This is a genomic window from Kineococcus arenarius subsp. arenarius (genome assembly GCF_050871845.1).
Lineage (GTDB): Bacteria > Actinomycetota > Actinomycetes > Actinomycetales > Kineococcaceae > Kineococcus.
In genome coordinates this window covers 32,383-58,469 of sequence record NZ_JBJLSE010000008.1, presented here as the reverse complement: position 1 = coordinate 58,469, position 26,087 = coordinate 32,383, and the positions used below count along the sequence as shown (strand labels likewise).

Here is a 26,087-nt window from a genome sequence, read left to right as displayed (position 1 = left end):
CCGGGTCGTGGGGGGGACCGGCCGGGGTGGGCGCGGTAGGAGTGGGGGCGGTCGGGGTGGGTGCGCCGCTCATCCGCGCAGCCGCTCGACGGCCGCGGTGATGCCCTCGTCCGCGACGACCCGGCCGTGCTCCAGGACGACGCCGCGGTCGCACAGCTTCTCGACCATGTCGAGGTCGTGGCTGACGACGACGAGGGTCCGGCCCTCGTCGCGCAGCTGCCGCACCCGAGCCAGGCACTTCTGCTGGAACGGGGCGTCGCCGACGGCGAGGATCTCGTCGATGAGGAAGATCTCCGGGTCGGTGTGCACGGCCACGGCGAACGCCAGCCGCAGGAACATCCCGGAGGAGTAGAACTTCACCTCGGTGTCGATGAAGCGCTCGATCTCGCTGAACGCCACGATGTCGTCGAAGCGCCGGGCCGTGGTGGCCTCGTCCATGCCGAGGATCGCCGCGTTGAGGTAGACGTTCTCCCGGCCGGTGAGGTCGGGGTGGAAGCCGGCGCCGACCTCGATGAGCCCGGCGATGCGACCGCGGACCAGCACGCGCCCGGTGTCCGGGCTCATGACGCCGGAGATCAGCTTGAGCAGGGTGGACTTGCCGGACCCGTTCAGGCCCAGCAGGGCGACGGTCTCCCCCTCCCGCACGGTCAGGTCGACGTCGTCCAGGGCGTTGAAGGAGTCGCCGAGGTCCTTGCCGCGGAAGGCGGAGACCACGAGGTTCTTCAGGCTGCGGTCGTGCCGCAGGTGGAACCGCTTGCCGACGCCCTCGACCCGGATGCTGGTCCGGGTGCGGGGCCGGGCGGTGAGGGGTCCGGTCATCACAGCTCCTGCGCGAAGCGGCCCTCGAGCCGCCGGAAGGTGAACTGCCCCACCGCCAGCACGACCAGCGCGATCAGCAGCGACAGGGCGCCGTGCCACAGCAGGTTCGGGGGCAGCGTCGCGGCGGGTCCCGCACCCGGGCGGGTGGCGCCGTACCAGAACGCGTAGTGGAACAGCTCCACGGCGCTGGTCACGGGGTTCAGCTGGTACACCTGCCACAGCCAGCCCGGCAGCTCCTGGCGCACGAGGCTCCACTGGTACAGCACGGGCGAGGTCCAGGTCACCACGAGCAGCATGAGGTCGACGATGTTCTCGAAGTCGCGGAACAGGACGTTGATCGACCCGAAGAACAGCCCCAGCCCCGTCGCGAGGACCGCCACGACCACGAAGCCCAGGACGCCCGCCAGCAACTGCCAGGCGGTCGGCCGCCAGCCGGACACGAGCGTGCCCAGCAGCAGGATCACCAGCTGCGGCAGGAAGTGCACGGCCGCCACCCACGCGGAGCTCACCGGGAACAGCTCGCGCGGCAGGTAGATCTTCTTGACCAGCGCCGCGTTGCCGGTGACCGCCCGGGTGGCGTTGCCGAAGGTCTCCGAGAAGAAGTTGATGACGACGATCCCGGAGAACAGGTAGACCGCGTAGTCCTGGATCGCCTCGTTCTGCTGCAGGAACACCCCGAGCGCGAAGTAGAAGACGGCGAACTGCACGGCCGGCTTCACGTAGCTCCACAGCAGCCCCAGGAACGAGCCCTGGTAGCGCACGCGCAGCTCCTTGCGCACCAGCAGCTTCAGCAGGTAGCGCCGCTCGAGGACGTCGAGGAGGCCCCGCCCCCTGCCGGGGACGGTGAAACCGTCGAGGTCGTCGTCGTCCGCGCGGTGCCCGGCCGCTCCCGGCGACCCCGCCACCACCCCGCTCAGCGCTCCTCTCCCGCGCCCGCGCGGGCGACGTCCCCGTCCGCGGGCGCCGGCGACCGGGACTCGGCCCGGGCGCCGGGCACGGTGCTGGCGTCGAAGACCTCGTCCCACGCCTGCGGGGAGGTGAAGCCGGGCAGCGCCGCGCGGTAGGCGGCGGCCAGCTCGTCCCAGCGCGCCCACAGCTGCCGGTGCGCGTCGGCGCTGCGGCGCAGCAGGTCGCGGAAGGCGCGCGGATCGCGCTTGTACCAGGCCGCGGCCGTGCCGTCGGCCGTGGACACCACGGCGGAGTCGTAGTGCGCCAGGCGCCACCACGTGGAGTCCATCGCCGCGACCTGCTTCTCGGGGCGCGCCAGCGCCTCGGGGTCGGGAGCGGTCAGGTGCCGGGCCACGACCGCCGCCGCCCACGGCAGCAGCGTGAAGCGGTTCGGCGAGGTCGGCTCCTTGCCCTTGCGCGGGGGCTTGCGCTGGTGCGGGGCGGGGAAGGCGTCGACGTCGGTGGAGGTGCGCGCGTCGACGAAGTCCTTGCGCGCCGCGCGCACCTCGGCGGTGCGCGTGGGCAGCGTGGCGAGCAGGTGCTCCGGGCCGGACAGGACGTCCTGCAACGCCATCAGGCGCAGCACCTCGGTGGAGTACTGCATCGAGATGAGGTGCTTGACGTCGGTGAAGACGCTCTCGCGGAAGATCCGCCCACCGTGCGGGTACGGCGAGTGCAGCAGGGCCGCCACCAGGCGGTTGCGCTCGTGGAAGTACGCCTGCCAGTCCGTGCCGTCGTCCTTGTCGATCCAGGACACGTGCCAGACGGCCGCACCGGGCAGGCTCACGGTCGGGAAACCCGCCGCCGCCGCGCGCAGGCCGTACTCGGCGTCGTCCCACTTGATGAACACCGGCAGCGACAGACCGACCTCGCGGATCACCGAGACGGGGATCAGGCACATCCACCAGCCGTTGTAGTCCACGTCGACGCGCTTGTGCATCCACGGCGTCGAGCGCAGGTTCTGCGCCGACAGGTCGTGGCGCTCCTGCACGCCGGGCACCGACCCCCAGAAGAAGCGGTACCTGTCGATGCGCTCGCCGAAGGAGTGCATGACGCTGCGGTCGAACATGTCGAACATGTGGCCGCCGACCACGGTGGGCGTGCGGCAGGACTGCGCGAACTGCAGGGCGCGCAGCACGCCCTCCGGTTCCACGACGATGTCGTCGTCCAGCAGCAGGACGTGGTCGCTGCGGCCCTCGCGCAGCGTCTCGCGCATGCCGCGGGAGAAGCCGCCCGAGCCGCCCAGGTTGCCCTGGCGGACGATGCGCAGCTGATCGCCCAGCGCCGCGGCCACCTCGGCGAAGCCGGGCTCGTCGGCCACCAGCTGCGTGCCCTGGTCCATGACGTAGACGTGGTCCAGCACCGCCCGCACGTCCTCGGCGCCGGCCAGCGTCCGCAGCAGCGACAGGCAGTAGTCGGGGCGGTTGAACGTGGTGACGGCGATCGACAGCGTCGACGCCGGCGGCGGGGCCTCCTCGGCGACCTGCCAGTCCGCGCTGACCAGCGCGGTCTCCTCGGCGCCGGCGGCCACGTCGAACCAGTACCAGCCGCCGTCGCCGAAGGTCGCCAGCGACAGGTCCGCCACCAGCGGCTGCCCCGGCTGCACGGTGCTGGAGGTCACCCGCTGGCGCAGGCCGCGCGCGTTGGACTTGTAGACGGTGACGGTGCCGGGCGCGGCCAGCTCCACGCGCAGGCGCACCGCGCTCGCGGTGGTCCAGCGCCGCCAGTAGCTGGCCGGGAAGGCGTTGAAGTAGGTGCCGAACGACACGCGCGAGCGGGCGTCCACGACGAGGCCGCGGCGGCCGCGGACGTTCTCGCTGCGGCCCTCGTGCCGCAGCGCGAACGCCGCCGGGCCCACCTCGGTGGCCGTGGTGCCCGAGAGCTGGCCCCCGTCGTCGCCGGGGCGGCCGCCGGAGGCCCCCGGGGTGGAGACGGCGGAGTCGTGGTCGACGTACAGGGCCAGGTCGTCGGCGTCCGGGTCCTGCGGCAGGACGACCCGGTGCACGGTGCGCCAGGTCGCGCCGGGCAGCTCCACCAGCGTCGTGCTCACGCGTCCACCCCACCGCTCGTCAGCTTCGTGCTCCCGCCGAAGTGCGGGGCGAGCTTGTTGTCCACCGTGGACAGCGCGGCGCCGATGGCCATGTGCATGTCCAGGTACTTGTAGGTCCCCAGGCGGCCGCCGAACAGCACGCCCTCCTCGCCCCGGGCCAGGTCGCGGTAGGCCAGCAGGCGCTTGCGGTCCGCGGGGGTGTTCACCGGGTAGTACGGCTCGTCACCGCGCGCGGCGAAGCGGGAGTACTCCTTGACCACGACGGTCGCCTCGCGCGTGTAGTCGCGCTCGGGGTGGAAGTGCCGGAACTCGTGGATGCGCGTGTAGGGCACGTCCTCGTCGGCGTAGTTCATCACCGGGGTGCCCTGGAAGTCGCCCACCGGCAGCACCTCCTGCTCGAAGTCGAGCGTGCGCCACGTCAGCTCGCCCTCGGCACCGCCGAAGTACTCGTCCACCGGGCCGGTGTAGACGACCGGCACCTGCCCCACGACCGCGTCCCGGGAGAACTCCCCGTCGCGCAGGAAGTCGGTGTCCAGGCGGACCTCGATGCCCGGGTGGTCGGCCAGTCGCTCCAGCCACGCGGTGTAGCCGTCCACCGGCAGGCCCTCGTAGGTGTCGTTGAAGTACCGGTTGTCGTACGTGTACCGCACGGGGAGCCGGGTGACCGTCTCGCCGGGCAGCTCGCGCGGGTCGGTCTGCCACTGCTTGGCGGTGTAGCCGCGGAAGAACGCCTCGTAGAGGGGGCGGCCGATCAGCGAGATCGCCTTGTCCTCGAAGTTGTCCGCGCTCGCGGTGTCGACCTCGCCGGCCTGCTCGGCCACCAGGGCGCGCGCCTCCGCGGGGGACATCGCCTTGCGGAAGTACTGGTTGATCGTCGCCAGGCTCACCGGCATCGGGTAGACCTCACCGCGGTACGTCGAGTAGACGCGGTGGACGTAGTTCGTGAACCTCGTGAAGCGGTTGCAGTACTCCCACACCCGCTCGTTGGAGGTGTGGAACAGGTGCGCGCCGTAGCGGTGCACCTCGATGCCGGTGGTGGGCTCCGCCTCCGAGTAGGCGTTGCCGCCGATGTGGGAGCGGCGCTCCAGGACGAGGACCTTCAGCCCCAGCTCCTCGGCGCACCGCCGCGCGACGGTCAGTCCGTAGAAGCCCGACCCGACGACGACGAGGTCGGCGTTCACAGCGCCCCCCGACGTCGCGACGGGGCGGGCGCGTGCAGCAGCGGCAGGCTGTACCTAGGCATGATGCCGCTCAGGGTAACGGCCCTCCGCCGGGCCGAGGGCCAGGCGCGCCCGCCGCCCGGCGGCGCGCACACGGCACGCACACGGCGCTCACCCGGCGCGCACGCACCCCGCGCGACCTCAGCCGCAGGCCGTGATCCGGTACAGGGTGACCCCGCCCCCCGCGGCCACCGGCTCGAAGCCCGGCCGCCCCTGGAAGGCGCGGAAGGCGGTGTAGCCGGCGGGCTCCAGCCGGGGCGGGCGCCACAGCGGCCCGTCGTCGAGCACCCAGCGCACCCGGTTCCGCTCCAGGACCGGGCAGACCGCCGGGTCCACGCCGGCGTCCTGCAGGTGGTCGGCGAGGAACACCCAGTCGTCCGGGTAGTTCCCGCGCAGGTGCGGGTAGAGCACCTCCACCCCCGACAGGGCGTAGGCGAACGCGCTGCCGTCCCACGGCGTGCCCGCCACCACGTCCCCCTCGGGCACGTAGCGGTCCAGCCGCTCCAGGAACCGCTGCTCGGCCAGCGTGACCAGCGAGTTCCTCGGGTGCTCGGCGGCGTCGACGTTGCTCTTGGCCAGCTGGGCGGCGTTGCCCCGCACCTGCGGCACCGCCGCGCCCAGGGCCACCAGCACCGCGACCACCCGGACGGCGCGCCGGGCCCGCGCCGGGGCCCGCACGGCGCGGGCGGCGGCGGCGCCGGCCCAGCAGGTGCCCAGCACGGCCAGCGCCACGCCGGTCACCGGCAGGCTGGCGGCCAGCCGGCCGCGGTCGTTGTACCAGGGGGCCGTCAGCGCCGAGGAGAGCGGCGAGTCCACGGAGGCGGCCAGCACGTCCAGGGCCGCCACCACCACGTGGCCGACGACCAGCCAGCGCCACCGCACGCGGGTGCAGGCGCGCACCGCACCGAGCAGCACGAGCACCCCCACCAGCCAGCCGGCCCCCGAGCTCGCCGGCGCCCCGCGCAGCGCCTCCGCGACCGCGCGGGCCACCGAGCGGGTGGCCGGCCAGTCCGCCGTGGCCATGCCCCGCAGCGACGGCCACGCCAACACCACGGCACCCGCGGCCCCCAGCACGGTCAGCGCCGCGACCAGCAGCACCACGCCGTGCTGCCGGGCACCGCGCCAGGGCAGCAGCAGCGCCGGCAGCACGGAGACCACCGCCAGGACGGTCGTCAGCAGCAGCACCACGAAGAAGGCCCCCGGGTGCGCCAGCGCGCACCCGGTGGCCGCCGCCGCGGCCACCACGAGGGCGCGCGGACGCTCCCCCGGCACGGGCGGGCCGGGCGAGCCGCGCCCCCCCGCGGCCAGCGCCAGGCCCCCCAGCACGGCCGGCACCAGGGCGGTGCCGAGCACGAAGGGCCACAGCCCCCCGCGGTCCACGTACCACGGGAAGGCCACGAAGCCCTGCGCCAGCACCGGCGCCAGCAGCATCGGCAGCGGGCGCGGGCCCAGCACGGCGCGCACCAGCGACGCGGCCGACAGCGCCCACACCACCCCCGGCACCACGGCCACCAGCGCGTTGGAGGCCAGCACCGGGGACGTCGGCCCGGCCACCAGGGCCGCCAGCCCGTGCCACGCGGACGGGTAGAAGCCGCCCGACTGCGGGGAGGTCAACCGGGCCACGTCGAAGGGCGAGGCGCTGCCGGTGTCCAGCACCCGGCGCACCGCGTTGAGGTGGAAGATCGTGTCGAAGGCCTGCGAGACGACGTCCGGCCGGCCCAGCCCGCGCACCGACGTCGCCACGGCCAGGGCCGTGGCGATCGCGGTGCCGGCCAGCAGCGCCGCCACCGACCGCCCCTGCGGGGCCGCCGGGGGCGGCGCGGGCAGCCGCCGGCGCAGCAGCCGCGGCACCAGCCGGCCCGCGAGCGCGGCGGCACCGGCCACCAGCAGCGTCCCCGCGGCCACCGGGCCCAGGCCCCAGCGCACCCCGGCGAGCGGGGTCACCAGCGAGCAGGCGCCCACCACCGCCACCGTCAGGGCCGGGGCGGCGCTGACCAGCAGGACCCCGCGCAGGCGCAGCGCCCACCCGACGGCCAGGCCCGGCGCGAGGACCACCGCCACGGCCAGCGCCAGCACGGGCAGCGCGGCCAGCCACTGCCCCGCGCTCGCCGTGCTCGCGCTGCTCGCGGTGCCGACCACCGCCTCCCCCAGGGTCGTGCCCGCGATCACCGGGGCAGCTGCTCCGGCCGGGAGCGGGCGATCAGGCGGCGGTACGCGACGGTGCGCACCCGCGCGGGCACGAAGCGGTACCCGCCGCGCACCACGACGTTGCGCACGGCCTGCGCGGGGGTGGTGAAGCCCTCGGCGCGCAGGTGCCGCTGCAGCCGCAGCTCCGAGCGCCACAGCCGCAGCCCGCCGCGACGGGCGTAGGAACCCGCCGCGGCGTCGGCGCCCACGCGGTACTTGACGAGCGGGTCGGGCAGGTTCTCGCAGCGCGCCCCGGCCGCGATCATCCGGGCGAACAGCCAGTAGTCCTCCATCAGCGGCAGGTCGCGGTACCCGCCCGCCGCGGCCACCGCCGAGCGGCGGTACACCACCGTGGGGTGGTTGAAGGGGTCGTGGAACCGGGCGTAGGGGGCGATGCGCTCACCGGTCGGGGGGGTGCGCCTGCCCACCACGTCGTCCTCGTCGGCACCGATCTCCCACAGGCCCGTGCCGACCAGGTCCGCCCCGGCCGCCAGCAGCGGCAGCTGCCGCGCGAAGCGCTCCGGCAGGCTGACGTCGTCGGCGTCCATGCGGGCCACCACGTCGTGGCGGCAGGCCGCCAGGCCCGCCTCCAGCGCCGAGGCCAGGCCGACGTTGCGCTCCAGCGGCACCAGCCGCACCGGCACGCCGGCCGCACCGCCGCGCTCCAGCGCGGCCAGCAGCTCGTCCAGCTCGGCCGGCACGGGACCGTCGCGCACCACGACGACCTCGTCGGGGCGCAGCTCCTGGTCCGCGGTGACGCTGCGCACGGCGCGGTGCACCAGGGCGGCGTCGTCGGCCGCCCACACCGGCAGCAGCACCGAGAACGGCGGCAGCCGCCCCGGCGGCAGCGGCGCGACCGCCCCGACGCGCCCGGCGCGGCCCGCGGCGGCGTCCTCCACGGCCACGACGTCGGCGCTGACCTCGCCCAGCCCCGCCAGCACGTCCGCGGTGGCGGCCGGCGGGCGCGCCGCCTCGGCCAGGCCGCGCACCAGGCCGCGCACCAGCACCCCGCGCGCGGACGACCGGCGCAGGGTGCGCCCCCAGCGCAGCAGCGTCGCGCCGCCGTACAGGACGGTGTCGCGCGCGCCGAGGGTGCGGTACCGCGTGAACAACCACGCCTTGTTGCGCACCTCGAAGCGGAAGCGCTCGCCCGGGTCGGCGTCGGTGCCGCCGAAGACGCGGGTGCGGTGCTCCACCACGCTCGCCGGCGCCGCCACGCCCCGCGCGTGCCGCAGCAGGCGGGTGGTGAACTCGAAGTCGTCGTTCCACAGGAAGAACGCCGCGCGCGGCAGGCCCGAGGAGCGCACCGCCGCCGCCTCCACCAGCAGCGCCACGAAGGACGCCGAGCGGATCGGCACGCAGCCCGCCGCCGCGGCGGCCCGGCGCTCGGCGCGCGAGGCGCCCGCGCGCGGACGGGGGGTGTTCATCGGGTGCTCGCGCCCGTCGTGCCACACCACGCGGCTGGCGACCACGACGGCACCGGTGGCCGCGCGCGCGGCCAGCGCGGCGGCCAGCGCACCGGGGCGCGGGACGGTGTCGTCGTCCATCAGCCACACCAGGTCCGCGGCGTGCCGGCGCAGCGCGCGCGCCAGGCCGGCGGCGAAGCCGCCCGCCCCGCCGGTGTTGCGCTCCAGGCGCACCAGGTCCACCAGCAGGGGGGCGTCGGCGGCCCACGCCCGCACCGCCTCGCCGGTGCCGTCGGTGGAGGCGTTGTCCACCACGACGACCGCGTCCGGGCGCCGGGTCTGCGCCGCCAGCGCCGCCAGCGCCTCCACCAGCAGGTCCCGGCGCTGGTGGGCGACCACGACGGCGACCACGCGGGGACCGGGGGGTGCGGCGGGGGGCGCGGCGGGGACGTCGGGCACGGTGCCAGCCTCCCAGGCGGGCGGGGCGGAACCGCTCACGACCCGCTCCCGGCGCGCGGCGCGGGTGCCCCGGCCACCTGCAGCACGGCGCTCGCGGCCCGGTCGGCGGCGGCGGCCAGCGACCCGTGCCGCAGCGCCCAGGCCCGCAGCCGCTCCCGCTGCGCCGCGTCCGGGCGCCGCCAGCCGCTCAGCGCCCGCGCAACCGCCGCGACGTCGTGCTCGACGGCCGCGCCCAGGTCGCCGGCCAGCACGGCGTCGCGGCCGCTGCCCACCCCGGCGAACAGCACGGGGGTGCCGCAGGCCGCCGCGGCGGCGATCTTCGTGGGGGCCATGAGGTCGTAGCCGCTGCCGGGCACCAGGGACGCCAGCGCCACGTCCGCCTCCCGGAGCAGGCGGGCGGACTCGGCGGGGGCCACCGTGCCGGGCAGCTCGACCGCGCCGGGGGCCAGCTCGGCGGCCAGCGCCCGCAGCCGGGAGGCGTCGACCCCGCCGCCCACCATCACCAGCCGGGCGGCGGGGTCGGTGCGGGCCACCTGCGCGAAGGCGCGCACGAACACCTCCGCGCCCTGCCACTGCGACATGGTGCCGCTGTAGACGGCGCGCAGCCCGGGCGCGTCCGGCACCCGGTCGGCGGGCCGGAAGACGTCGACGTCCACGCCGTTGCCGACGACGTGCACGCGCTCGCGGTCCACGCCGGCGCGCACGACCTCCTCGGCCATGCCGTCCGTGACGGCCAGCACGGCCGCCGCCCCGCGCAGCGCGGTGGCCTCGGCGGTGCGCAGCGCCGCCAGCACCGGGCGCGGCGCCCCGGCGGCCACCGCGCCCAGCGACCACACGTCCGGCACGTAGGAGACGTAGGGCACGGCGCGCAGCCGGCTCGTCAGCCGCGTCGCCAGGCCGGTCGTCGGCGGCGGCTCGTGCACGACGACGTCGGGGCGCCGGCCCAGCAGCAGCCGGCCGGTCAGCGGCACGTCGAAGCTGAGGTACGGCAGGTAGCCGCGCACCGCGCCGTCGGCGTCGCGCAGCACGGGGGCGCGGCGGGTGCGCACGCCGTCCTCGTCGGGCGGGACGGGCCCGCGGGGGGCGGTGGTGAGGACCTCCACGTCGCAGCCGGCGGCGGTCAGGGCGCGGGCCAGTGCGCGCAGCCGGAACGGGGCGGCGCCCACGTCGGGCGCCCAGGTCCGGGTGGCGATGCGGACCAGGGGCGACACGGAGCGGGACCCTACCCGGACGCGCCACGGTCCCCGGACGGGCGCGCGGCAGGATCGCCGAGTGCGCATCGCCGTCGTGACCACCTGGTACCCCAGCAGCGCCGACGGCGTGGAGGGCGTGTTCGTGCGCCGGCACGTCGAGGCGCTGCGGCGCGGGCACGAGGTGCGCGTGCTGCACCTGGCGTCCCGGCCGGCGGCGCCCGAGCCGGGCGTGGACCGGCTGGTGCTGGACCGGCGCTCCCCGCGGTCGGTGCGGGCCGCGCTGGCGGCGGCGCGGGAGGCGGCGCGCGGCGCGGACGTCCTGCACACGCACGTGTTCTCCACGCTGCTGCTGCTGAGCCCGCTGGCCGGGCCGTGGCGCCCGGCGGTGCCGTGGCTGCACACCGAGCACTGGTCGGGCGTGTCCGACCCGGCGTCGGCCGGGCCGCTGTGGCGGCGGGCGGCCGGTGCGCGGCGGGTGCTGGGGCGCCCGGACGCGGTGACGGCGGTCAGCCGGTACCTCGCGGACGCGGTCGTGCCCTTCCGCCGGGACGGCACCTGCCACGTCGTGCCCAACGTGGTGCCGGCCCCGGCGGCGGTGGTGCCGCCGCCGGGCGGGCCGGTCCTGCGGCTGCTGGCCGTGGGGAACCTGCGGCCGGTGAAGGACCCGCTGCTGGCGGTGGGGGTGCTGGCCGAGCTGCGCCGGCGGGGGGTGGACGCGCGCCTGCGCTGGGTGGGGGCCGGGCCGCTGGAGGCGGCGGTGCGCGAGCGGGCCGCACGGCTGGGGGTGAGCGGGTCGCTGGAACTGCTGGGGCGGCGCGCGCCGGCGGAGTTCGCCGGCGAGTGGGCGGCGTGCGACGTGTTCCTGCTGCCCAGCCGGCACGAGACGTTCTGCGTGGCGGGCGCGGAGGCGCTGGCGGCGGGGCGCCCGGCCGTCCTGGGCGCCCGGGGCGGCGCGCGGGACTTCACCGGACCCGGCGTGCACCTGGTGGGCGAGCGCGGCCCGGCCACGTTCGCGGACGCGGTGCAGCGCGCCGCGGCCGAGCGCCTGCCGCCGCAGCGGATCGCGGCGCCGGTGCGCGAGCGCTTCTCGCCCGCCGCCGTCGCCGCCGCCTTCGACGAGGTCCTGGCCACCCTGCCGCCCCGCCGCTGACCCGTCCCCACCCCCACCCCGCCACACCCCACGGTGATCATGCACGGTTGAGCACTCAACCGTGCATGATCACGGTGGAGTGGGGGTGGGGCGAGCGGGGTCAGGCGAGGCCGGACAGCTCGGCCTGGACGGCGAAGTCGGGCACGGCGGCGACGACCTCGTCGAAGGTGCCCACGGCGCGCACCCGCCCGGCTTCCAGCACGACGACGGCGTCGCAGTCGCGCACGGTCGACAGCCGGTGGGCCACCACGAGCACGGTGACGCCCCGCAGCCCGGTGACGGTCTCGGTGACGGCGGCCTCCGTGGCGGCGTCCAGGGCGCTGGTGGCCTCGTCGAGCACGAGCACGTGCGGATCGGCGTACAGGGCGCGGGCGATGCCGAGGCGCTGGCGCTGCCCGCCGGACAGGCGCAGCCCCCGCTCCCCCACCGGGGTGCGCACCCCCTGCGGCAGCGCGGCGACCACCTCGGTCAGCTGCGCGGCGGCCAGCGCCCGTTCCACGCGGGCGAGGTCGACGTCCTCCTCGCTCCAGCTCAGGGCGACGTTGCGGGCCACGTCGGCGTCCAGCAGGGCGACGTCCTGGGGCACGTACCCGACGCGCTGCCGCCACGCTCCGGTGACCTCCTCCAGCGGGCGCCCGCCGACGAGCAGGCGGCCGCCGGTGGGCAGCAGCAGCCCCAGCACGAGGTCCACCAGCGTCGACTTGCCCGACCCGGAGCGCCCCACGACCGCGACGCGCGAGCCGGCGGGCACAACGAGGTCGACCCCGTCCAGCGCCGGCGACGCGCTGCCGGGGTAGGTGAAGGAGACGTCCTCCAGGCGCACCTCGACCGCCCCCGCGGGCAGTCCGTCGGCGTCGCCGGTGGGGGTCAGCGCCGGCGCCGGCCCCTCGGAGGCGCCGGTCTCGCGCAGCGCGTCGAGCACCTCGTGGGCGTTCGGCTGGTGGGCGTGCATGGTCGCGAAGACGGACTGCAGGCGCGTCAGGCACGGCACGACGCGGAAACCGGCCACGGCGAACAGGCCGATCGCCGTGACGGCCTGCGTCAGGCCCTGGGTCAGCACGGCGACGGCGCCGACGACGAGGAACCCGCCCAGCAGCGCCGCCTCGAGCACGAACCGCGGGCCCACCGAGTAGAAGAAGGCCATGCCGCGGGCGCGGGCGCTGCGGGTGCGCACGTCGCGGGCCACGCCGGCGAGCTGCTCGCCGCGCCCGCGCAGGGTGATCTCCTTCGTCGCCGCGAACGACTCCTGCACCAGCCGGACGGTGTCGACGCTGGTGCTGACGGCGGTGCGCCCGGCCGCGGCGGCCCGGCGGGCGATGACCGCGTAGAGCACGAACGCGACGACGGCGAAGTACGCGGCGGCCACCAGGGCGGTCTGCCAGGCGGCGACGAGCACGACCAGGCCCACCGCGGCGAGGCTGGCGACCTCGGCCACCAGGCTGGAGAACGGCATGAGGAAGCCGTTGAACGCCTGGTTGAGGGACTCGTCCACGGTGCGCACGGCGCGTGCGGAGCTCGCCCGCAACCGGTAGCTCCAGGACGCGGACAGGTAGGCGCGCACGAGCCGGTCGGCGACGTCGACCTCGTGCGCGGCGAAGCGCACGACGCCCCAGCGCACGAGCACGAGGCTGGCCACGCTCTTGACGACGAGCAGCGCGCTGACGACGACGACCAGGAGCACGAGCGTCCCGGTGCCGATCTCCCGCCCGACCCCGGGCAGGGCGACGGCCAGCCGCCCGCCGCCGCCCACGGCGACGGGCAGCAGCACCGCCAGCAGGCCCAGAGCGACGACGTCGAGCACCGCCAGGGCCGCCTGGGCTGCGCTGTAGAGCGTGACGAAGCGCCCGCTGCCGGCCGGCAGCAGCCTCAGCAGGGCCTGGACGGTCCGGAGCAGCTCGCGCACGCCGGCCATCCTCCCCGACGCCGCGGGTGCGACCGGCCATGATGGTGCGGTGACGAGCACCCCGCACGACACGCCGCGCGGCGCGGACCCCCGCCCGGACCGGCACCCGGCACCGTGCGCCGACCCGCACCCCGGCACGTGGGTGGTGGTGCCGCTGTACCGGGAGGCGGGCGTGGTGGGCGACGTGGTGCGCGAGGTGCGCACCCGCTTCGCGCACGTGGTGTGCGTCGACGACGGCAGCCCGGACGACTCGGCCGCCGTGGCGGAGGCGGCGGGCGCGACGGTGGTGCGCCACGGCGTGAACCTGGGCCAGGGGGCGGCGCTGCAGACCGGCATCGCCTACGCCCTGCGCGACGAGCTGATGACGTCGGTGGTGACCTTCGACGCGGACGGCCAGCACCGGGTGGAGGACGCCGAGGAGATGGTGCGCCGCCTGGAGCGCGAGGAGCTGGACGTCGTGTTCGGCTCGCGCTTCCTGGACCGGCGCACGCAGCTGGACCCGCTGCGCCGGGTGGTGCTGCGCCTGGCGACGGTCTACACGAACCGCTCCACGGGGGTGCGCCTGACCGACGCCCACAACGGCCTGCGGGTGCTCTCGCGGCGGGGTGCGGCGCACCTGCGCCTGCGGCACGACCGGATGGCGCACGCCAGCGAGATCGTGGAGCAGGTGGGCCGGGGGGGTCTGCGCTGGGCCGAGCACCCGGTGGAGATCCGCTACACCGACTACTCGCGCTCGAAGGGGCAGTCGCTGCTGAACAGCGTCAACATCCTCGTCGAGACGCTGCTGGGCTGAGGGGACGCCGACGTGGGAGGGACGCCGTGCTGCTGATCCAGCTGCTGCTCATCGCCGCCGTGCTGGCCGTCGGGGTGCTCCTAGTGCGCAGCACCGCGGGTGCCCGGCACCAGGCGGTGCGCCGGCTGCTGCTGGGGGGCCTGGTGCTGCTGGCGGTGGCCAGCATCCTGGCGCCGGGGGCCGTGACGGCGGTGGCGCAGGCGCTGGGCGTGGGCCGCGGCACCGACCTGCTGCTGTACGGGTTGGTGGTGGCCTTCCTGGGGGTGCTGGTCTCCTCGTACCGGCACCGGCGCTCCATGGAGGAGCGGCTGACGCAGCTGACGCGGCGCCTGGCGCTGGACGAGGCGGAGCCGCCGTCGCTGGCGAGGGTGCGCCACGAGCGGGCACCGGCTCCCGGGCCGGAGCAGACACCGCCCCCCGCCTGAGCCGGGCTCGGGCGGGGGGCGGGCTCGCCGGTGGCCGGTTCAGGCCAGGGCGGAGCGCACCTGCTCGAGGACGACGTCCTGGACGGCGCCCGTGCCGCCGAAGACGAGGGCGGTGCCGACCTCGAGGGGGTCGCCCTCCTCGTCCAGCGTGGCGCGCGCGTCGGCCTGCAGGTCCCGCAGCACGTCGGCGCTGGCGGTGGGCAGCTGGTCGGGCCGGGTCAGCAGCAGCGGCCCGCCGCCGTAGGCGAGGAGCGCGGAGCCGGCCAGGGCGTCGGCCCACCCCTCGCCGGTGGCGATGCCGACGATGGTGGTGGCGTCCTCGAAGAAGCTGCTGGAGGTGAACTGCCGGGCGATGCGGGCGGAGGTGTCGTAGCGGTCCGCTCCCGCGATGGGCGCCCAGCCGCTCTGGCTGGACACGGCGACGGCCGCGGGCCCGCCGATGGCGATCTTGGTGGCGAAGTCCCGCTCCGCGAGGTAGCCCGCGGTGGCGCCGCCCAGGGAGTTGCCGTCGCTGAGCAGGACGACGCCGACGCTGTGCTCGGTCTCGTCGTCGACGACGCCCATGAGGGCCCCGGCGGCCAGGCCGTCGGGGAAGTTCCAGCCCGTCACGAGGGAGACGGTGCTCGCCTCGGGCAGCCGCCGGGCGACCTCGACGGCGGTGCCGAAGCGGTCCGCGCCGGCGATGCGGGTGACGGTGCCCGCGACCCCGAGGGAGCGGACGGACTGCTCCACCGAGGGCGACAGCGCGGCGGCGCCGCCCAGCAGGTAGACGGTGCCGCCGGGGGCGAGGACGTCGCGGATCGCGGCCGCGACGGAGGCGTCCAGCCCGCCGCTGGGGGTCAGCAGGAGCGGGCCGCCGGCGTCGGAGGCGAGGGGGGCCGCGGCGAGGGAGTCGGCGAAGGAGTCGGACCGGGCCAGGACCACGGCGTCCGCGCGCTGCCCGGAGAACGAGCCGGCGGCGGCCACGGCGGTGGCGATGCGGTCGGGCCCGGCGACGCGGGCGACCGAGGCGGCCTTCAACTGCACGTCGACCGGGTCCGCCCCGGCGGGCGCGGCACCGCCGCCGACGACGGCGACGGCGAGTGCGGCCGCGAGGGCCAGGGAGCGGGGGCGCAGGCGCATGGGGACCTTCCGGGGCGGTGTGCGTGGGTGCGCGCGGAGCGCGCAGACCCGACCGGTGTCGGACCGGGCGGGCTCGACCTTGAGGGACAGGGTGGCACGAAGCACCGACGTGTGAGCCACCTCACGGCCCGGGGCGTCGCCGGGCCGCTCACCCTCCCCGCCAACCCCACCTCGTTCTCACTCCGCTCTCGGAGCACTACTGTGCGCTTCATGCGCATGACTGTGATCGGGTGCGGGTACCTCGGCGCCGTGCACGCCGCGTGCATGGCCGAGCTGGGCCACGAGGTGGTCGGCGTGGACGTGGACACCGAGAAGATCGAGGCGCTGCGCGAAGCGCGCGCACCGTTCTTCGAGCCGGGACTGCCCGAGCTGCTGGAGCGCGCCATGGCCACCGGCCGGCTGCGCTTCACCACCGAGGTGGCCGAGGCCGCCGGCTCGGCGGTGCACTTCGTGTGCGTGGGCACCCCGCAGAAGAAGGGCGAGTTCGCCGCGGACATGCGCTACGTGGACGCCGCCGTGGACGCGCTGCTGCCGCACGTGGGCGCCGGCGAGCTGGTGGTGGGCAAGTCCACCGTGCCGGTGGGCACCGCGGGGCGCCTGGCCGCGAAGGTCGCCGAGAAGGCCCCGGGCGCGGCGCTGGCGTGGAACCCGGAGTTCCTGCGCGAGGGCCACGCCGTGGACGACACCCTGCACCCGGACCGCCTGGTGTACGGGGTGCCCGAGGGCCCCGAGTCCGAGGCCGGCAAGACCGCCAAGGCGCTGCTGGACGAGGTCTACGCCACGCCCCTGAAGCGCGGCACCCCCACGATCGTGACGGACTACCAGACCGCCGAGCTGGTCAAGGTCGCCGCCAACTCCTTCCTGGCCACGAAGATCTCCTTCATCAACGCCATGGCCGAGCTGTGCGAGAAGGTCAACGCCGACATCACGCAGCTGGCCGACGCCATCGGCCACGACGACCGCATCGGGCGCAAGTTCCTCAACGCCGGTCTGGGCTTCGGCGGCGGCTGCCTGCCCAAGGACATCCGCGCGTTCATGGCCCGCGCCGGGGAGCTGGGCGCCGACCAGACCCTGACGTTCCTGCGCGAGGTCGACTCGATCAACATGCGCCGGCGCATCCGCATGGTGGACCTGGCCCGCGAGGTCTGCGAGGGCTCGCTGATCGGCAAGCGCGTGGCGGTCCTGGGCGCGGCGTTCAAGCCCGACTCCGACGACATCCGCGACTCCCCGGCGCTGAACGTGGCCGCCCAGATCCAGCTGCAGGGCGGTGACGTGGTCCTGACCGACCCCGCGGCGCTGGACAACGCCCGCAAGTCGCTGCCGAGCATCTCCTACGCCGAGACGGTCCAGGAGGCCGTCACCGGCGCGCACGTGGTGCTGCTGCTGACGGAGTGGAAGGAGTACCGCCAGCTGGAGCCGGCGGCGATCTCCCACCTGGTCCGCGAGAAGCGCATCCTGGACGGGCGCAACGCCCTGGACCCGGCCCGCTGGCGCGCGGCCGGCTGGACGTACCGCGCCCTGGGCCGCCCCCGCGCCTGAGCCCCGCACCGCTCCCGCTCCCGCTGCGAGCGGGAGCGGTGGCGGTGCGGGTGTGAGGGAAGTGCGCGGGTCCGCGGGTGCCGGTGCGAGGGCCTGAGGGGGACCCGACGAGGACGCGGTCCGGTTCCCCGGGAGCGGCGTCCCGGGGCCCTACTGTGGTCGGGTGCCCGCGCAGCCCCCCACCCCCGACCCGGCGCAGCCCTCGCGAGGGCGGGCCCCCGGGCGGCCCACCGCGGTGCGCCCCCCCGGTGCGGACAGCGCCGCCGGCGTGGACGGCGGCACCCGCGCGCTGCCGACGGCCGCCGCGGCCCCCGCGCCGCAGGCCGGGAGGGCGGGCTACACCGCCACGACCTACGGGCGCCCCGCGCGCCGCCGCCCCGCGCGCGCCGCGGCGCAGACCCCCGGCCGCGAGCAGCGGCTCGCCGAGCTGGGCCGGCCGGAGCGGCCCGGGCAACCGCGGATGGAGCCCCGCCCCCCCGCACCCGCCGGTGCGCCACCGCGCGCGCCGCGGCGCACCGCGGTGCGGCGACGGCGCCGGGTGGTGGCCCTGGCGCTGGTGGCCGCCGTGGCGGCGGCGTACCCGCTGGCCCTGGGCTTGCGCGGCTGGTCGGCGGTGCAGGACGTGGCGGCCGTCCCGGCGGGCGAGCGCCCGGCGGACACCCCCGGCACCACCTACCTGATCGTCGGCAGCGACTCCCGCGACGGCATGAGCGCCGAGGAGCTGGCGGAGTACTCCGCCGGCGGGGACGACATCCTGGGGCAGCGCACCGACACGATCATGCTGTTGCACGTGCCGGAGTCCGGCCCGTCGGCCCTGGTCAGCGTGCCGCGCGACTCCTACGTCCCGATCCCCGGCCACGGTTCCGGCAAGATCAACGCGGCGTTCTCGCTGGGCGGCGCGCCGCTGCTGGTGCAGACCGTGGAGCAGGTCTCGGGGCTGCGCGTCGACCACTACGTGGAGACGGGCTTCGCCGGGTTCGCCGAGGTCGTGGACGCCGTGGGTGGTGTGGAGATGTGCCCGGAGGCCGCGGTGCAGGACGTGCGCGCCGGGCTGGACATCGAGGCCGGCTGCCAGACGATGGACGGCGCCACCGCGCTGGGCTACGCGCGCTACCGCTACTCCGACCCGGCCGGCGACCTGGGCCGTGCGCAGCGGCAGCGCGAACTGCTGGCGGCCATCGTCGCGCGGGCGGCGTCCCCGGCGACGCTGCTGAACCCGTTCCGGGCGTTCCCGCTGGCAGGGGCGGCCGGCGGTGCCGTCAGCGTCGACGAGGACGCGTCCCCGGCTGCGCTGCTGACGTTCGCGCAGGGGATGCGCTCGGCGACCGGCGAGGACGGGATCTCCATGACGGTGCCGGTGTCGGACCCGAACCTGCGCACCTCCTCCGGCCTGGCGGTGAAGTGGGACACCGAACGGGCGCTGGAGGTGTTCGCGGACCTGGAGGCCGACGACACCGAGGCGTTGCGCTCGCTGACGACCTCCTGAGCCCGCCGCGCCCCCCGGGGGCTCGACCGGGGGTCAGAGCATCGTCAGGCCGACGACGGCCTCGGTGAGCATCTGGTCGTGCTGCTGCTCGTCGAGGGACCCCTCCCCGAGGCGGTGGTCGAGGACGCGGCTGACGAGCTCGACGGCGTCGGTGCGGGCCACCGTCGCCCCGCGGCCGCCCACGGCGGGGAACACGGCCAGCTCCCGCCCGTCCCCCCGGCCCGGCCCGGCCAGCCACGGGCCGCCGCCCTCCCGCTCCACGAGCCGGCGCACCTCGGCGGGGTCCATGGCGAGCACGGCGTGCGCGAGTCGGTCGAGGTCGAGGACGTCGGTCTGCTCGTCGGCCATGCACCGATCCTGGCACCGCGCGGCCGGGCGCGCCCGGCGGCGGTGACCGCGCGGGTGGGCCCGGCCGGGGACGACGGAGGGCGCGGGCGGCGGCTCGCTGCCGCTGCCCGCGCCCTCGTGCTCAGGAGGTCCGGGGAGGACCGGTCAGAACGCGGTGACCGCGTCCAGGGCGTTGACCAGGCCCTGGCCGTAGAAGCCGTTCACGTCGGCGGGACCGGCGCAGGTGGCGGTGCTGATCGACTCGCCGGCGGCGGAGACGCGGCGGTAGGTGAACTCCGCCGGCACCGGGCAGGCCACGTCCTCGGCGGTGCCGAGCAGCAGCGCCTCGGTCAGCGCCGGGTCGAGGGTCAGGGTGCCCGGGTGGGCCGGGTCGTTCTGGCCGTACTCGCTGACGATGAGCGCGGCGACGCCGGCGGCGTGCGGCGCGGCCATCGAGGTGCCCTGCAGGTACTGGTAGTAGGCGTTCTCGCCGTCCTCCGTCTGCTGGCGGACGACGAACGGGGTGGTGGGCTCGCCCTCCTCGTCGACGTCGCCGTTGGCGATCGCCAGGTCCTCCGGGTAGGCGGCGAGGATCAGGCCGGTCGGGTCGACCCGGTTGTCCGGGGTGTCGTAGGCGTCGCCGCCGGGGGCGGCGACGTCGGCCTGCTCGGTGCCGTAGTTCGAGTAGTACGCCTTGCGGCCGGACGGGCCGGTGGAGGTCACGGTGACGACGCCGTTGCTCTCGGCGGGGACGCTGAGGCAGGTGGAGTTGTCGATGGTGCGCTCGCGGGCGTCGACGGGGTTGCCCTCGGCGTCGACCGGGTAGTCCGGGCTGGAGGTGTCCACGCCGGGGGCGCCGAGGTCGGTGGACTCGTTGCCGGCCGCGCCGACGGGCAGCACGCCCTTGCTGCGGGCGTAGTCGATGGCGCGCTGCACGGACTGCACGATGACGCGCTGCTCGGCCTGCTCCTCGGGGGAGTCGGCGGGGTTGGCCTGGCAGTTGTACAGCCACGGGTCGACGTAGAAGCTCATGTTCACCACGTCGACGCCGGTGTTCGCGGCGTAGGTGAGCGCGTCGAGGGTGGGCTGCAGGAAGAAGTACCCGGAGTCCTGGCCGGCGCGGATGTTCACCAGGGTCACGTTCGGCGCGACACCGGCGATGCCGAGGTCGTTGATCGGGGAGGCGATGGTGCTGGCGACGTGGGTGCCGTGACCGTCGCCGTCGACGTCGGCGGGGTCGACGCAGCCCTCGACCTCGCACTCGCCGTCGATCTCGGGGATGTCGGTGACGAAGTTCCGGCTCGCCTCGGCGTCGAAGTTCGGGGCGATGTCGGGGTGGGAACCGTCGACACCGGTGTCGATGACGCCCACGGTGACCTTCCGGCTGCCCGGCTGCACCGCGTGGGAACCCTCGGCGGTGGCGTCGATGGCGTCCATGTCCCACTGCAGCGGCGCGAGGGGTTCCGCGTCGGGCTCCTTGCGCTGCAGCGACTTCAGCTGTGCGGTGGCCTCGGCGGCGGCGCGCTCGGCGGCGGTCAGGCGCTCGATCGCGTCGGCGTCGTCGGCGACGTCGTCCGGGGCGCGGCCGATCTCGCGGTTCACGGCGGCGCCGACGAGACCGGCGGCGGCGGCGGCCTTCTCGGCGAAGTCGCCGGCCTCGGCGCGCACGAGCGCGTAGCCGACCTCGGGGTTGCTGGACAGGACGGTGCCTCCGGCGGCCTCGATGGCGGCGCGCGCGGCGTCGTCGGCGGTGCCGGTCTCGTAGAGGACCACGTACTCGCCGGTGGTGGTCACGGCGCGCGAGGCGCGCTCGACCGCCCCGGTACCGGTGCTGGTGGGGTCGGCCGAGGACGCGGTCTGCGTGGCGGCCAGGGTCGCCGCGACGAGTGCCACGCTCACCGCGGAGGAGAGGACGATCTTGCGCACGAGGCCTCCTGCCTGGGGGGACCGGGCGAGCGGGTTCACCCGTCCGGCGCAACAACGTGGCTGAGTGTGGTGCTCATACTGCCCACAGACAAGGGGGCACGCTGGGCAGATCGCCGATCGCGACCTCCCCGTGACCGTCCCCCTCAGCGGCGGACGAGTTCCAGCAGCCCGTCCAGGAGCCGGCGACCGTCCATCCGCAACCCGTCGTGCTGGTAGGCGTTGGTGACGAACGTGCGGGCACCGCGCACCTCGCGCGCGGTGCGGGCGCTGAGGGCGTACGGCACGAACATGTCGTCGACGTACACCGCCGCCGCCAGCGGCACGGTGTTGCGGGCCAGCACGTCCGGGTCGTACAGCGGCGGCAGGTCGGCGCGCTCGGCGAGCAGGTCCGCCGCACCGCGCAGCGGCACCAGCGCCGGGTCCTGCTCGAACTGCCACGGGTACACGTGCTCGCCGGTGAAGCGGAACGGCGCCCCGGCGGGCGCGTCGAGGGAGAACCCGGCGAACTCCTCGCGCACCCGGTGCGCCGACCAGGCCGTGGCCCCGCCGGTGGCCGGCCCCTGCGCGTAGATCGACTCGTGCAGCACCGCGTACAGCGGGTGCGCCGCGAACGAGAGCCGGCGACCGGCCTCCAGGAGGAACCGCTGGCGCAGGCGGCGCTCGCCGCGCACGGTGGTGAAGGGGTCCTCCAGCACGAAGTGCAGCGCGTCGAAACCGGACTGCTGACCCAGCGCGATCCCCAGGGTGCGGAACCGGGCGGAACTCAGCCCCTCCCCCGTCGGCAGGAACTCCTCGGTCCCGTCCAGGTGCTGCGCGACGGCGCGGGCGACCGCCTCGTCGCGCGGGTAGCGCGCGAAGAACTCCTCGTTGCGCACCGCGGTCTGCGCGTACGTGGCGCGGTACACCTCGTCGGCGCTGCAGCGCAGCCCAGGCAGCCCGGCGGTGACGAGCGCCCCGGCGAGGCCCTCCGGCGCCTGCGACAGGTAGCAGGTGATGACGAAACCGCCGTAGCTCTGCCCCAGGGCCCACCAGGGCTCGCCGTCCTGCAGCGCGCGGCGCAGCGCCTCGGCGTCGGCCACGATCGCGTCGGCGCGGAAGTGCACCAGGTGCTCCGCCTGCGCGGCGGCGTCGCCGACCTCCCCCAGGGACTGCGCGTCCAGGGGCGTGGAGCGACCGGTGCCGCGCTGGTCCAGCAGGACCACGCGGAACTCCTCCAGCGCCCGGTCCAGCCAGCCGCCCACCACGTCCGGGCGCGGCGCAGGGTTGCCCGGGCCGCCCTGGAAGAACACCAGCCGCGGGGCGCGCTCGCGCCCGTCGCGCACGTACTCGCGGGCGAACACCTCGACCGCCCCCGGCGCGCGGCCGGTGCGGTCGAGCGGGACGGTGAGGACGTGCTCGTGCACGTCGTGGCCGTCGACGCGGTGGGACTCGGTGGCGAGGCCGGTCGCCGGGGCGGGGACCACGGCGTCAGGCGCCGAAACCCGTGCCGGTGCGCCGGGCCCGCGCCCGCAGCTTCTCCCCCTTGTCCACGGCGGTCTGCCGCAGCGACTCCTGGAACTCCACGACCCGCTCGCGCAGGCCCTCGTCGGTGGCGGCGAGGATCCGCACGGCCAGCAGCCCGGCGTTGCGGGCCCCGCCGATGGAGACGGTGGCGACCGGCACCCCGGAGGGCATCTGCACGATGGACAGCAGCGAGTCCATCCCGTCCAGGTGCCGCAGCGGCACCGGCACGCCGATCACGGGCAGCGGGGTGACGCTGGCGAGCATCCCCGGCAGGTGCGCGGCGCCACCGGCCCCCGCGATGACGACCCGCAGCCCGCGCTGCGCGGCCGAGGCGCCCCAGGCGACCATGTCGTGCGGCATGCGGTGCGCGGAGACGACGTCGGCCTCGTAGCCGACGCCGAACTCCTCCAGCGCCTTCGCCGCGTCCTCCATGACGGGCCAGTCGGAGTCCGAGCCCATGACCAGGCCGACCTCGACCGCCTGCGCGCGTGCGTTCACTCGTCGATCTCCCCCGCGATGAAGGCCGCTGCGTGCCGGGCGCGCGCGCGGACGGTTTCCAGGTCGTCGCCGTAGACGGTGACGTGGCCGAGCTTGCGGCCGGGCCGCTGCTCCTTGCCGTACAGGTGCACCTTGGCACCCGGGTCGTGCGCCATGACGTGCAGGTAGGAGCGGTACAGGTCGGCGTGCCGCTCCTCGATGCTCGCCGGGCCGAGGACGTTGACCATGACCGTCCAGGGCGCGCGGGTGGACGTGTCGCCCAGCGGCAGGTCCAGCACGGCGCGCAGGTGCTGCTCGAACTGGCTGGTGACGGAGCCGTCGATGCTCCAGTGCCCGGAGTTGTGCGGGCGCATCGCGAGCTCGTTGACGAGCACCTCGCGCCGGCCGTCCCGCTCGACCTCGAACACCTCCACGGCCAGCACGCCGGTGACGCCCAGGCCGCCGGCGACGCGCAGCGCCACGTCGGTCAGGGAGGCGGCCAGGTCCGGGTCCAGGTCCGGGGCGGGGGCGGTGACCTCGTGGCACACCCCGCCGCGCTGCACGGTCTCCACGACGGGCCAGGCCGCGGCCTGCCCGGAGGGGCTGCGGGCGACGAGGGCGGCGAGCTCCCGCACGAACGGCACGTGCTCCTCGGCCAGCAGCGGCCCGCGCCCGGCCCAGTCGGCGAACCAGGCGTCGGCGGTGGCCCAGCCGGCGTCGTCGGGGCCGTCGAGCACGAGGACGCCCTTGCCGTCGTAGCCGCCGCGCGGCGTCTTCAGCACCACCGGCCAGCCGGCCCCGGCCGCGAACGCCTCGACGTCGGCGCGGCCGCCCACGCGGGCCCAGCGCGGGCACGGGACCCCCAGCTCGGTGAGCCGCTCCCGCATGACGATCTTGTCCTGGGCGTGCAGGAGGGCGTCGGCCCCCGGCTGCACGCTGGTCAGCTGCGCCATCGCGCGCAGCCCCTCGGCGGGCACGTGCTCGTGGTCGAAGGTGACGGCGTCGCACTCCGCGGCGAAGGCGCGCAGCGCGTCCAGGTCGCCGGCCGCACCGACCGGGGCGGGGGTGATCACCTGGGCGGCGCTGACGTCGGGGCCCTCGGCGAGCACCCGCAGGCGCAGGCCCAGGGCCACCGCGGCCGGCTGCATCATGCGGGCGAGCTGGCCGCCGCCGACGACGCCCACGACGGGGAAGCCGCCGGGTCGCGGGTACGGCGCGGGATCGGGGCGGGCGCTCGCGGAGGGGGCGGGAGGGGCGGCGTCGGAGGGGGCGCTCGTCACAGCAGGGAGGGTAGGCGACGGGCGGCGACCCCCGTGCCCGGCGTGTCGGCGAGCCGGACTGCACGGCGTGTCGAGGCGCTGAACACCGTCCGTGACGGCCCCTGGGTCCACCCTGGTTCCGGGATGCCCGTACCGGACGGGTGGTGAATCCTGGGGTCCGTTCCGTGGACCCGCGGAGCGTCCCACGGAGGGGGAACCTGCAGTGCTCACCGTCATCGCCTGCGTGGCGCTCGTCGTCGTCGGCATCCTCGGTGCCGTGAAGATGGAGGACCACCTCGACCCGTCGAAGGGCCGCAGCCGCGCCGACCGCTGACCACCGCGTGCGGGGTGCTCCCAGGTGGATCCGTCAGACTGCGGGCTCCAGACGGACGAGCCCCGCGCGCGGCGGGGCGCGATGAACGGAGCACCGCCCCCCGTGGCTTCCCAGACGGCTGACCCGCCCCCCGGCACCCCCCGCCCGGGGCTGATCGCGCGGTTGCGCGACACCTACGAGGTGCTGGCGCGGGAGGCCGCGAAGTTCGGCGTGGTGGGGGCGGTCGCCTTCGTCACCGACTTCGGCGTCTTCAACCTGCTGAGCTTCGCCGGCCCGGGCGGCGTGGGCGTGCTGCACCACAAGCCGCTGACCGCGAACGGCATCGCCATCGCCATCAGCGTCGTGGTGGCCTGGCTGGGCAACCGCTACTGGACGTTCCGGCACCGCCGGCGCGCCTCGGCCCCCCGCGAGCTGCTGATGTTCGCGCTGATGAACGGTGCGGGGCTGCTCATCAGCGCGGCCTGCCTGGCGTTCACGTACTACGTGCTCGGGCTGCGCGGCCCGCTGGCGTCGAACATCTCCGCCAAGGTCGTCGGGGTGGGGCTGGGGACGCTGTTCCGCTGGTGGGCCTACCGCCGCTTCGTGTTCGTGGACGAGCTGCGCGACGAGGGCTGGCAGGCCCCCCGGCCCGGGGAGGCGCTGCGGCCCCCGGGGACCTCACACCCCGCGCAGGTGGACGACGTCGGCCGCGGCCAGGCTCGCCCGGGCCCCGTCTGAGCTGCGCACCAGGAGCCGGCCGGTGCCGTCGACGTCCTCGGCCGTGCCCGTGAGCACCTCGTCGCCGGGCAGGTGGGCGCGCACGGGCGCACCGAGGGTGAGGCAGGCGGCGCGGTAGGCGGCCGCGGTGGCCGCGGGGTCGGCGGCCCACTCGTCCAGCCGGGCGCGCAGCGCCCGCAGGTAGCGGCGCAGCACGGTGTCGCGGTCGGTGCTGCGCGCCCCGGCCAGCACGAGGGACGTCGGCGGCAGCGCGGGCGGCGCGCCGGGCGGCCCGGCGGCCGGCTGCGGCAGCTCGCCGGCGCGCTGCGTCACGTTGAGCCCGGCGCCGAGCACGACGGCGCCGCCGCGCACCTCGGCCAGCACCCCGCACACCTTCCCCGGCCGCCCCGGCCCGCGCACGAGCACGTCGTTGGGCCACTTCAGGCCCGCGTCCACCCCGAGGGCGCTCACGGCGTCCACCACGGCGAGGCCGGTCAGCAGCGGCAGCCACGACCACGCCTCCGGGTCGGCGGCCGGGCGCACCAGCACCGACACCGCCAGCCCCGCGCGGGGTGGCGAGGACCAGGTGCGGCCCAGGCGCCCGCGGCCGGCGTCCTGGTGCTCGGCCACGAGCACGGTGCCGTCGGGGGCGTCGTCGCGGGCGCCGCGCTCGAGGAGGTCGGCGTTGGTGGAACCCGTGCGCGCCACCACGTCCAGCGCCGCCCACCCGCCCGGGCCGACGAGGGCGCGGCGCAGCGCCGGCACCCGCAGCGGGGGTCGCTCCAGGTCGCTCCAGGGTCCAGCGGCGCCCGCGGCATCCACGCCGCCCACCGTAGCGGGGGTGGGCGCAGCGACCCGGTTTCCG

General features: G+C 76.2%; 21 protein-coding genes. 6 read left to right on the top strand and 15 right to left on the bottom strand.

Annotation, left to right across the window (positions count from 1 at the left end):
* Positions 1-69: 69 nt before the first annotated feature.
* The 7 genes from ACRYM0_RS03910 to ACRYM0_RS03880 form a co-directional block, all read right to left on the bottom strand.
* Complete coding sequence (locus ACRYM0_RS03910) at positions 70-819, bottom strand: ABC transporter ATP-binding protein (RefSeq protein WP_432502334.1); 750 nt, start codon at positions 817-819, stop codon at positions 70-72.
* A complete protein-coding gene (locus ACRYM0_RS03905) occupies positions 819-1,724 on the bottom strand; it encodes an ABC transporter permease (RefSeq protein ID WP_432502332.1) in 906 nt (301 codons plus the stop codon). The genes ACRYM0_RS03910 and ACRYM0_RS03905 overlap by 1 nt, the downstream gene beginning before the upstream one ends.
* An 8-nt stretch (positions 1,725-1,732) precedes the next feature.
* The gene (locus ACRYM0_RS03900) at positions 1,733-3,817 is read right to left on the bottom strand and encodes a glycosyltransferase (protein WP_432502330.1); all 2,085 of its coding nucleotides are present in this window, start codon (positions 3,815-3,817) and stop codon (positions 1,733-1,735) included.
* A complete protein-coding gene (gene glf, locus ACRYM0_RS03895; RefSeq protein WP_432502329.1) occupies positions 3,814-4,998 on the bottom strand; it encodes a UDP-galactopyranose mutase in 1,185 nt (394 codons plus the stop codon). Before glf ends, ACRYM0_RS03900 begins: the two co-directional genes overlap by 4 nt.
* Before the next feature lie 180 nt (positions 4,999-5,178).
* Positions 5,179-7,206, bottom strand: coding sequence for a DUF6541 family protein (locus ACRYM0_RS03890; protein ID WP_432502327.1), 2,028 nt, complete (start codon positions 7,204-7,206; stop codon positions 5,179-5,181).
* The gene (locus ACRYM0_RS03885) at positions 7,203-9,128 is read right to left on the bottom strand and encodes a glycosyltransferase (RefSeq protein WP_432502326.1); all 1,926 of its coding nucleotides are present in this window, start codon (positions 9,126-9,128) and stop codon (positions 7,203-7,205) included. Before ACRYM0_RS03885 ends, ACRYM0_RS03890 begins: the two co-directional genes overlap by 4 nt.
* Positions 9,125-10,300, bottom strand: coding sequence for a glycosyltransferase (locus ACRYM0_RS03880; protein ID WP_432502324.1), 1,176 nt, complete (start codon positions 10,298-10,300; stop codon positions 9,125-9,127). Before ACRYM0_RS03880 ends, ACRYM0_RS03885 begins: the two co-directional genes overlap by 4 nt.
* A 61-nt stretch (positions 10,301-10,361) precedes the next feature.
* Here ACRYM0_RS03880 and ACRYM0_RS03875 point away from each other — a divergent pair, with 61 nt between their 5' ends.
* On the top strand, positions 10,362-11,432 hold the full coding sequence (locus tag ACRYM0_RS03875; RefSeq protein WP_432502322.1) for a glycosyltransferase family 4 protein: 1,071 nt from the start codon (positions 10,362-10,364) through the stop codon (positions 11,430-11,432).
* Positions 11,433-11,532: 100 nt separating this feature from the next.
* On the opposite strand, the gene ACRYM0_RS03870 is transcribed toward ACRYM0_RS03875, so the two are convergent.
* Complete coding sequence (locus tag ACRYM0_RS03870) at positions 11,533-13,335, bottom strand: ABC transporter ATP-binding protein (RefSeq protein WP_432502320.1); 1,803 nt, start codon at positions 13,333-13,335, stop codon at positions 11,533-11,535.
* 145 nt (positions 13,336-13,480) lie between these two features.
* On the opposite strand from ACRYM0_RS03870, the gene ACRYM0_RS03865 reads away from it, so the two are divergent.
* Entirely contained in the window at positions 13,481-14,128 is a 648-nt protein-coding gene (locus ACRYM0_RS03865; RefSeq protein WP_432502371.1) for a glycosyltransferase family 2 protein, read from the top strand.
* A gap of 26 nt (positions 14,129-14,154) precedes the next feature.
* Positions 14,155-14,553 carry a DUF2304 domain-containing protein gene (locus tag ACRYM0_RS03860; RefSeq protein WP_432502317.1) on the top strand — a complete coding sequence of 133 codons (399 nt, stop codon included), beginning with the start codon at positions 14,155-14,157 and terminating at the stop codon, positions 14,551-14,553.
* 39 nt (positions 14,554-14,592) lie between these two features.
* Here the strand turns inward: ACRYM0_RS03860 and ACRYM0_RS03855 are convergent, their stop codons facing one another.
* Positions 14,593-15,675, bottom strand: coding sequence for a cell wall-binding repeat-containing protein (locus ACRYM0_RS03855; RefSeq protein WP_432502315.1), 1,083 nt, complete (start codon positions 15,673-15,675; stop codon positions 14,593-14,595).
* 210 nt (positions 15,676-15,885) lie between these two features.
* On the opposite strand from ACRYM0_RS03855, the gene ACRYM0_RS03850 reads away from it, so the two are divergent.
* Positions 15,886-17,214, top strand: coding sequence for a UDP-glucose dehydrogenase family protein (locus tag ACRYM0_RS03850; protein WP_432502314.1), 1,329 nt, complete (start codon positions 15,886-15,888; stop codon positions 17,212-17,214).
* A 163-nt stretch (positions 17,215-17,377) separates the two neighbouring features.
* Positions 17,378-18,700, top strand: coding sequence for an LCP family protein (locus ACRYM0_RS03845; protein WP_432502311.1), 1,323 nt, complete (start codon positions 17,378-17,380; stop codon positions 18,698-18,700).
* Positions 18,701-18,733: 33 nt separating this feature from the next.
* Here ACRYM0_RS03845 and ACRYM0_RS03840 read toward each other — a convergent pair whose 3' ends face one another.
* The 5 genes from ACRYM0_RS03840 to ACRYM0_RS03820 form a co-directional block, all read right to left on the bottom strand.
* Positions 18,734-19,048: a hypothetical protein gene (locus ACRYM0_RS03840; RefSeq protein ID WP_432502310.1), complete on the bottom strand. Its 315-nt coding sequence runs from the start codon at positions 19,046-19,048 to the stop codon at positions 18,734-18,736.
* Positions 19,049-19,192: 144 nt separating this feature from the next.
* Positions 19,193-20,953 carry a S8 family serine peptidase gene (locus tag ACRYM0_RS03835; RefSeq protein WP_432502308.1) on the bottom strand — a complete coding sequence of 587 codons (1,761 nt, stop codon included), beginning with the start codon at positions 20,951-20,953 and terminating at the stop codon, positions 19,193-19,195.
* 143 nt (positions 20,954-21,096) lie between these two features.
* Positions 21,097-22,416 carry an alpha/beta fold hydrolase gene (locus tag ACRYM0_RS03830; protein ID WP_432502306.1) on the bottom strand — a complete coding sequence of 440 codons (1,320 nt, stop codon included), beginning with the start codon at positions 22,414-22,416 and terminating at the stop codon, positions 21,097-21,099.
* Positions 22,417-22,420: 4 nt separating this feature from the next.
* Positions 22,421-22,915 (bottom strand): 5-(carboxyamino)imidazole ribonucleotide mutase, encoded by a 495-nt coding sequence (purE, locus tag ACRYM0_RS03825; RefSeq protein ID WP_432502369.1) that lies wholly within the window; start codon positions 22,913-22,915, stop codon positions 22,421-22,423.
* 35 nt (positions 22,916-22,950) lie between these two features.
* Positions 22,951-24,117: a 5-(carboxyamino)imidazole ribonucleotide synthase gene (locus ACRYM0_RS03820; protein WP_432502367.1), complete on the bottom strand. Its 1,167-nt coding sequence runs from the start codon at positions 24,115-24,117 to the stop codon at positions 22,951-22,953.
* Between the two features lie 511 nt (positions 24,118-24,628).
* On the opposite strand from ACRYM0_RS03820, the gene ACRYM0_RS03815 reads away from it, so the two are divergent.
* Complete coding sequence (locus ACRYM0_RS03815) at positions 24,629-25,243, top strand: GtrA family protein (RefSeq protein WP_432502304.1); 615 nt, start codon at positions 24,629-24,631, stop codon at positions 25,241-25,243.
* Here the strand turns inward: ACRYM0_RS03815 and ACRYM0_RS03810 are convergent.
* The gene (locus tag ACRYM0_RS03810) at positions 25,184-26,044 is read right to left on the bottom strand and encodes a biotin--[acetyl-CoA-carboxylase] ligase (protein WP_432502302.1); all 861 of its coding nucleotides are present in this window, start codon (positions 26,042-26,044) and stop codon (positions 25,184-25,186) included. The genes ACRYM0_RS03815 and ACRYM0_RS03810 overlap by 60 nt on opposite strands.
* Positions 26,045-26,087: the final 43 nt, after the last annotated feature.

Coding starts and splice junctions, on each gene's coding strand:
- purE (WP_432502369.1), bottom strand. CDS start 22,915: ATGGGCTCGGACTCCGACTGGCCCGTCATGGAGGACGCGGCGAAGGCG.
- ACRYM0_RS03840 (WP_432502310.1), bottom strand. CDS start 19,048: ATGGCCGACGAGCAGACCGACGTCCTCGACCTCGACCGACTCGCGCAC.
- ACRYM0_RS03855 (WP_432502315.1), bottom strand. CDS start 15,675: ATGCGCCTGCGCCCCCGCTCCCTGGCCCTCGCGGCCGCACTCGCCGTC.
- ACRYM0_RS03850 (WP_432502314.1), top strand. CDS start 15,886: ATGCGCATGACTGTGATCGGGTGCGGGTACCTCGGCGCCGTGCACGCC.
- ACRYM0_RS03910 (WP_432502334.1), bottom strand. CDS start 819: ATGACCGGACCCCTCACCGCCCGGCCCCGCACCCGGACCAGCATCCGG.